Source organism: Moorena sp. (genome assembly GCF_982860115.1).
The window spans coordinates 1-7,103 of the sequence record NZ_CEYLVT010000309.1 but is presented as its reverse complement, the minus strand read 5'-3'; the positions used below and the strand labels follow the sequence as shown (position 1 = coordinate 7,103).

6 protein-coding genes are annotated in these 7,103 nt (G+C 42.6%); 2 read left to right on the top strand and 4 right to left on the bottom strand.

Annotation, left to right across the window (positions count from 1 at the left end; genetic code table 11):
• Nucleotides 1–212: 212 nt before the first annotated feature.
• The 4 genes from AC4II3_RS30010 to def form a co-directional block, all read right to left on the bottom strand.
• On the bottom strand, nt 213–992 hold the full coding sequence (locus tag AC4II3_RS30010; RefSeq protein ID WP_488015275.1) for a pentapeptide repeat-containing protein: 780 nt from the start codon (nt 990–992) through the stop codon (nt 213–215).
• A 190-nt stretch (nt 993–1,182) separates the two neighbouring features.
• Complete coding sequence (locus tag AC4II3_RS30005) at nt 1,183–2,553, bottom strand: PrsW family glutamic-type intramembrane protease (protein ID WP_488015273.1); 1,371 nt, start codon at nt 2,551–2,553, stop codon at nt 1,183–1,185.
• 212 nt (nt 2,554–2,765) lie between these two features.
• On the bottom strand, nt 2,766–2,966 hold the full coding sequence (locus AC4II3_RS30000) for a hypothetical protein (protein WP_070391807.1): 201 nt from the start codon (nt 2,964–2,966) through the stop codon (nt 2,766–2,768).
• A 414-nt stretch (nt 2,967–3,380) separates the two neighbouring features.
• Entirely contained in the window at nt 3,381–3,944 is a 564-nt protein-coding gene (def, locus tag AC4II3_RS29995; protein WP_488015271.1) for a peptide deformylase, read from the bottom strand.
• Between the two features lie 427 nt (nt 3,945–4,371).
• Here def and AC4II3_RS29990 point away from each other — a divergent pair, with 427 nt between their 5' ends.
• Both AC4II3_RS29990 and AC4II3_RS29985 read left to right on the top strand, forming a co-directional pair.
• A complete protein-coding gene (locus tag AC4II3_RS29990; protein WP_488015269.1) occupies nt 4,372–5,283 on the top strand; it encodes a cell division protein FtsX in 912 nt (303 codons plus the stop codon).
• Between the two features lie 125 nt (nt 5,284–5,408).
• On the top strand, nt 5,409–6,263 hold the full coding sequence (locus AC4II3_RS29985; RefSeq protein WP_488015267.1) for a DUF3598 family protein: 855 nt from the start codon (nt 5,409–5,411) through the stop codon (nt 6,261–6,263).
• Nucleotides 6,264–7,103: the final 840 nt, after the last annotated feature.

Below are 7,103 nucleotides of genomic sequence, written 5' to 3'. Positions count from 1 at the left end.
CGAAGATAGTTGGTGGGTAGCTGCCTGCTAAAATAGCTCAGTGCCAGGATAATTAATTTAGACTAAAACCTCCTTAGGTAATCTTGACCTGAGGAGGTTTTAGATTTTAGGAAATAGGGATAGTTCTAGGAAATACGGATACTTGTGCTTGGCCATCAGCCCACACCTAAAATTTAGCCAGTTACTAAAATTTAGCCACTTAAAATACCAACTTAAAAGGGAGAAAGAAATCTCAAGAGTATGCTACCAACCGATGCCAAGGTGTTGCCTAAATTAGAACCTCCTTTAGAGGTTGCAGAATTTTGGGCAATTTCTATCCCTTTAACCAAACTCTGTGACGCTTGGTATCCAGGAATATTTCCTTGTTCTTTAAACAGTTCACTAGCAATAGTGCCATCTTGGGTCGCTGCTATTTCCTCTCCCAGTCGGAAACGAGCCATACCACGAGCCAGAAAAGCTGGAGCAAAGTCAGGCTTCATGGTCAAGGTTTTGTCGTAATACTCTATGGCAGTTTTGTAGTTACCTCTTTTGGCTTCTACTACTCCCCACGCATAGAAATCTTCTGGGGTACCTGCATAATCTGGAATACCAATCGTTCCTTGTATATAAGCATTACTCAAGCTCACACCATACAATTGGGCATTAACTAAAAACGCTTCCCTCAGGTCAGTACTAAATAAGTTAGCACCAGCAAGATTAGCACCAGTAAGATTAGCACCATTGAGAGAAGCACCACTGAGATTGGCACCACTCAGGTCAGCTCCTGTCAAATTAGCACGGCTGAGATTAGCACGACTCAAGTCAGCCCCAGCGAGATTAGCACCCACTAAGTCAGCCATAATCAAACCTACCCTAGTTAAATCACACCCTTGACACTGTTTGCTTGACAGTAACTGTTGAGTATGAGCTAGATTTTCAGCTTTAGCAATGGTGCTTAGGCTGGTCGTGGTTAGTAAAGCCGCAGTGGTGAAAATTGTGAGTTTGATGTTCATGGAATTCATTGTTTTTCCAACAGCTGCTAATTATGAATTAGCAATTATGAATTATGAAGTGTAAATCCTAGTTGTGCTTAAAGTTTGTAGTTAACATGATCGGCTAAACGTCTAAACCTCTTTAAAGGGTAAACTTAAAATTGTCAACTTTAAACCTTACACTTTAAAGCTTAAACTTTCATAATTATCCCTAATTTTTAAAAAATTGGGTGGCGAAGTTTTGCGATCGCGTTGGTGATAGTGCCCTTGCTTTGAGAATTGCTGCTGTTAAAAAGACGTAGGACACAACCCCAACTATTGCCAAGAGTATACTATTAACATATCCCATGGCATTCCACAAGGCATGCAGAGCAGAAGCATTCAGATAGCCAATACCTATGATCTGCCAACGCTTACGGGGTTTGAGGACGCTTAACCCAATAAAATATCCGAAGTATCCACTATAAGCCATGTGTCCTGCCACTGACCCAAGAACCCGAGGAATCAGCAACTGCAATCCTAACAGGTCACCCTCCAATTCAGTAGTTGGCAGTATCACACCGTCTATAATATTCGGCACATATTGCCCTAAGGTTTCTACCAAGGTAAATCCCACCCCCGATGCTGTCCCCAATAAAATTCCATCGAGGGGTTCCCAGACACCAATTCTTTCTCGCCAAGGAGTACGCAGGAAATGTCCCAAAGCATATAGTCCAAGCATAGGTATAGCCTTGAGCAACTCTTCCATTAACCCAGCACCAAAAAACATCCGGATGAATAAAGTAGTCAAGTTGACAACTTCACCTAGTTGTGGTATATCGCCAGGTAAAATTCCCCGAAAAATTTTGATAAATAGGGGCAGCAGCGGACTGACCAAAATTAAACTGGTGGATAGAGTACTACCCAGCAGCACCCACCAAGGTTTAGGTTTGCCACAAAGTTGGTAAACAAAGTAATAGGCTAATCCTGCCAAGTAGGCAGCTAGCAAAAGATTAAAAACTACTGGTTGACCAACTGCAGCAAACATTGATACCACAAAGAGTACAGTCACGATACCAGGAGCCAAAAAAGCTTTCTGATTTAAATCCCGTCCTGTTGACAAGATGGGAAACAGTTGGGTAAAGGTGACATAATCCGTCTGAGGCTTTGGTATCTTGCTAATCGGTTTTAGGGGTTTTTCTATGGCAATAGTTTGGGATGGGATAGATGGTAAATCAAGGGATGTCGTTACCTCGCACTCAAAGATGAATTTTGGACCATCGTGACCCAACTCAATCCGATCCCCTGACTGCAATTGCTTACAACCCTGCAAATATTCGCCATTCACATAGGTGCCATTGACACTATCAAGGTCACAAATTTCCCAGCGGGGACAACCATTTTTTAGAGGGGTCAGAGGGCTAATTACCGCATGACGGCGCGATACGCTGACGTAGCGATAGGGATCTAAGGAAATTTGACAGTTAGGGTCACGTCCAATGACGTTATCCTCTAATTCAGAAAGGGGTAGTAGGGCGAGTATCTCTTTGTTATCACTAGTGGAAAGCTGGCGCAGAAATCCACTGTAAACTTGACCAGTCATTGCTACTTTGGTCGTTATTGGTTATTCACACTCCCCATGCTAATCCGGCAGGAGATTCTAGTTTCAACGACGTTTATTACCAATGCCTATCTATCGATCAACACAGATAGAGGAAACATCGACCCTGTCTGGATGCAAAACCCCCATGAGCGACTGTATCAAGAAAGGAATTGCACCACCAAACGAATGCACTACTATTTTTTCAAATGTCCTTAGCCCTTTATATTCGCCCTGGCATCAAGCACCGCTAGGTAGAAAGAGAGACCACCAATAGGAATACTAGCAGCGAGGATAATTCCAGTCACCAACTTACCTAACTCAGGGTCACCATAGGAAAGTTCAAAAATTGAACCCACAGCCGCAATCCCAGCAACACAGGCAATCATCAAAAACAGAGCACTTTTTGGTGTCATCATAAGCTTTTTTGTGACAGATTATTTTGATCAGAAATCCTAATATTTAAATTAGCTATGGCACAATAAATTAGAGCTAACCGCTAATTCATAGGTCATATCTAGTCGGTTTTACTATTTACCATGATTGGGTGTTAGTTAATTAATTGAATAGTAACAATTGCAAATTTTTAATTTATACCTTAATTTATACTGATAATATAAACCGTATTATAAGTGATTAACCGAACTTGATATCAAGTTTATAAGAGCAGTCACAGTTCAGTAAATTATAGAAGGTTAAGGGAGTAGAAAGATTACTGTGACTATAGCAAGCGTAATTTAAAATTGAACAATAACAGGTCGTTAGAGTCTTTTCGATCACCCCATCACGACATCATCAGAGGTTTCCCAAATCAAATCAGTTTGGTATAGTTATTTAATTGGTTTCACCGCTTGGGGTGAGAACCCATGCTTATTCAATTCTTCAGTTAAGGCTAGACCATTTTGCACCCTATCAACAAACATCACTCCTTTAAGGTGGTCTATCTCATGCTGAATGACGCGAGATAGTAATCCATTCGTCTTTAAGGTTCTAGGGCGTCCGTTCTCATCCTTGTAGGCTACTTCAATGTCGTCTGGACGGGTGACATCTAAATATACACCGGGGATGCTCAAACAACCTTCCTGGCCATCACACGGGGTGCTACCAAAACTCTTGATTTCTGGGTTAATTAATACCAGCGGTGGGTTGTCTTGGTTATTAGGTTCACAGTCAACCACAATCATTTGCTTATTAATCCCGACCTGAGGGGCTGCCAAACCGATACCATCTGCACTGTACATGGTTTGCAGCATTTGCTCAGCTAATTTCCGGATGTTCTGGTCTACTTTAGCAACCCGCTTAGCAGGCTGACGCAGGACGCGATCGCCTAGATAATGAATTGTTAATGGTGGATTCTCTAATTTTTTCTTTTCAACGATAAGTTCAGCAGTCATGGGGTTATCGACTTGTTACTCAGGGTATGGTTAGGATTACACGCTTAGCTGCTAAGGGATGAGAACACTCAACAGACAGATGCTTCAACAGAGTACCTAAGACAGAGTGGCTAAGTTGGTTTATTATTATAGTCTTGCCTCCCTTTCTTTAGTTTATCACGTCCCACGCCCCAAGAGCCTTCGCGGTGCGGTGCGACAAAGCGCTGGGGGGAATCTCCTCAAGGGAACGCACACCAAGAGAGGGGATGGGGAGCGCGTTGCAATGATTTGATTAACTCTCCCTGGTCGCCCATAGGTGGGGATTATTTGAGATCCTACGTTTCAAGTGATTTCTTGGTATCCCACAATTGTTTTAGGGCTTTTGATTTTCCTTGAAACTAGCAGCTTTATCGGTTAGAACCCAACAGTAACACCAAGTCAGGGATGGATGTTTAAATTTCTCAATCAACTGGACTATCTGCTGCGGGAAACTTTCTTAGGTCTACAACGTGGCGGCTGGAGCAACTGGGCGGCGGTGAGCACGGTCACTGTCCTATTATTTCTCTTTGGTATAAGCTGGCAAGCCTCCTGGCAGTTAGGTGGGCTACTCAATCAGTTGGGGAGTCAACTAGAAGTGGCTGTTTATCTCGAACCAGGGGCTGAGGCAGAAATGGTATTACCAGCAGTTCAGAAACTGCCCAAGGTGATGGCGGTTCAAACCATTTCCAAAGAAAAAGCTTGGGCATCCTTGGTTGAGGAACTGGGAATTTCCGACATTGCTGCTGCTACGGAACAGTTGGAAGGGAATCCCCTAGTGGATGAACTGAAGGTAAAGGTAAGCAAACCAAAGGATGTGCTAATTCTTGCCCAGCAGTTGTCACAGTTGCCAGGAATAGATGAGGTGCAGTATATGGATCAGACTCTCAAACAAATGCGACAGCTTCATCATGGTTTAGGCTGGGTGAGTCTGATCATTACTACCATTCTCAGTCTGACGGCAGTGGCAGTTATCACCACCACAATGCGCCTGATTGTGATCGCAAGACGCCAGGAAATTGAGATTATGCAGCTAGTTGGGGCAACCAGATCCTGGATTTATCTGCCGTTCATGTTGCAAGGAATTACTTTTGGTGTAGCTGGGGCAGCCCTAGCCTGGGTTTTGTTGATCGGTCTGCGGCAATTTCTGACTAATCTGCTAGGGACTGGACCTGATTTTATCGAATTTATCGCTACAGTGGTGCCACCGGACCCACTTAAAATTGTTGTGCTACCTTTACTGCTTTTGCTTCTGGGGGGTTCAGTGGGTTTGCTCGGTAGCTGCCTAGCTGTTAGTCTCGAAAGCATCGCTATCGGGAAATGAGGTTACCAAAATTCAGTCTAATTCTGGTATTTTGTCAGTGGTTAGTGTCATGGGAAGTGGTTAGAGTAACAGAGGACTGATGACCAATGACTAATGACTCACAGCTAAATCACTAAGGACTACTTATGCGATCGCAATGGGAATGTTTTTTGCAAAATCAAGGGAGTTGGCATGGTTCCTTTACCACATTCTCACCAAAAGGGCAACAGTTAAAAGATATTCCCTCTGTGCTCACCATAGAAGGACTCGACGATAACCAAAAAATTCGTTTGACTCTTCGCTATCTACCACCTGAACAAGCTATATTCAACCGAGTTCTGGAATACACCCATGTAGATCGCTATATTATGTTCTTTGACACTGGTGCGTTTTCCCAAGGCGCACTACAGTGGGGTTCTTATTCCGAATTTGGGGCAGAATTTGGCTTGATTGAAGGTAACCGTCGTCTGCGGATGGTGCAACTGTATAACAGGGAGAGTCAGCTGAAGCAGTTGACCTTAATTAGAGAAAAACTGGCAGGTACGGATACACCAGAACGTCCACCATTAACCTTGGAACAGTTGCTCGGAGAGTGGCGTGGAGAGGCGGTAACCCTTTATTCTGATTTGCGGACACCTGACATCTATCCTACTCACCTTAAACTCCAGCATCATGAAAGTAACCGCTTAGTACAACAACTGACATTTGGCACAGGAGAATCATTACGTACCATCACCTCTAGCGCTAAGATTGATGGCTCAATTCTGTATTTTGAGGAGGGTGCTGTTTCTACTCAAGTTTTATTATTGCCCGATGGGGCATCATCTACTTGTCCAATAACGGTTAAGCCAGGTCATTCCTTCTTTCTAGAAGTAGGTTGGCTGTGGCAACCTAACCAACGTCAGCGACTGATTCGCTCTTTTAACGATAAAGGGCAATGGGTTAGTCTTACTTTGGTAAGAGAGCACAAAGTATCTTCTGGGCATTATATAAAAGAATAAAAGATGAAGTATAAAGGATGAATTAGGTGGGCTTGTTTACAACCCATTTCACCTGACTCGATATTATATATAGCGGTTTTAAATTCAGTCAGCTACAAATTTTTGAAGTGCGACAATCACGGGAATTTAATTATTAATGGATCAAGCGCAGCTGATAGTTATGAAAAGCGCTGTAAGGTATTTTTTTTAATTTTTAATTGATAATTTTGACTGGTCGCGTTCGCGCAGCGTCGGCTTGGCCGTAGGCCAGTGACCAATTACCGATTACCTGAGAAGGTAATGATAATTAGTCAACTGTATTTAGGATGGTATTTCTTTACTTTCAGCAACTTTGCAATAAAACTTATTATAAGTTAACTATAAGTATCACCAGAGTAGACAAATATTTACCATAAGAACTACCCAGAATTTGTTATCCGGAATACACTTGAGTCAGATTGAAGTATAAATCTAGAGGCTTTAAAAAGCCTGAGTTGATAATAAAGAGGTAAGACCTATGGATAGCGAACTGAGCCAAGTTCTATTACTGGTGTTGATTTTTTCGATTTCCTGTATGATTTTGTCTCCGGTGTTATGGTGGATTCTGCCAGACAGAAGCATCAATAACGCCTAACCAGACTTTGATAAAACCAAGCCAGTAAGCAGGTTTAGATGACATCAGTCTCAATAAGCATGTATTATGAACCCACCCCTTCTTGGTGGGTTCACTAGAAAAAAAACTGCTCTGATACCTCACCCCTTGTGAGCAATTTGTGAGTCAATTTTTCTACAAAATATTTTTTGCATCTGATACTTTTAACCCGGACAAACCATGACATCATAGACATTGCTGTCTATGGT